General features: G+C 37.3%; 1 pseudogene. It reads right to left on the reverse strand.

Annotated features, from left to right (window positions below):
- Window positions 1-1,000, reverse strand: a pseudogene (locus LPB88_RS23665) (gliding motility-associated C-terminal domain-containing protein); the annotation flags it as partial.

The raw sequence follows: 1,000 nt of genomic DNA on the forward strand, positions 1-1,000 counted from the left end.
TATATTATCAATAACAAACTGATCATTTATGCCGTCTCCATTTGGAGAGAAGGCGTTATGTATGAGTATTGTTCCACATGCCAGTACTTTACATTTATCATCTACAGAAACATTTAATATTATACTTCTAGGACAGATCTCATCTTGAATTTTGTACTCAAATGAATAATTACCAATTGACAGACCATAAGGAGTAAGAATATTACCATTTATAGCATGACTATTGTCAGTATCTATCCAAGCACCCAAAGCTGTTGTATTTTGAGGTAGTAAATTAAACAGATCAATTGTCGATGTGTCGGCATTACAAGCTTGAGCTGAGATTGTTGCTGTTGGCACAATTTCATGATTAATTGTTATTGTCTGAACTAATGTGGTTTTATTGCCTGCGCAATCAGTTAAGGTATAGGTTCTTGTTAGTATATAAGGACTACTTGCGCAACCAGTACCTCCATTATCAGAATCGCTTACCGTTACATTTACAGATTGGCTGCAGTTATCAGCGGCATCAGTTATTGCACCTGAGTTGGCAACAGGAATATCTGCTATACTTTGCAAACCTGTAATGTCAGCAGGAACTGTTCCGGTTGGTGGAGTAGTATCTCTAACAGTTATGATTTGAGTATAAGAAGTACTATTGTTAGAACAATCACTAGTTGTCCATGTACGAGTTAAAGTGTAATTGGTATTACATTCGTTCTCGATACCACTTTTAGTTTCGGTGTAAACCACTGGCAAATTAGTATTGCAATTATCAGAGGCAGTTATCTCAGCGGCGGCCGGAACTGCATCACACGATACTGTAACATCGGCAGGTAAGTTTCCTACGAAAGTTGGTTTAATAGTATCTTCAAGAGTAATCACTTGCGTGAAAGTATCTGAAGTGTTTCCACATTGATCAATAACAGTCCATGTATTAGTATAAGTACCAGCATTGCTACAAGACTCAGAAGCTACAAACTGACCACTTGTTTTTGTGATATTGCTCACATCTCCATCG

It is taken from the genome of Flavobacterium sp. JAS (genome assembly GCF_020991455.1).
GTDB lineage: Bacteria > Bacteroidota > Bacteroidia > Flavobacteriales > Flavobacteriaceae > Flavobacterium.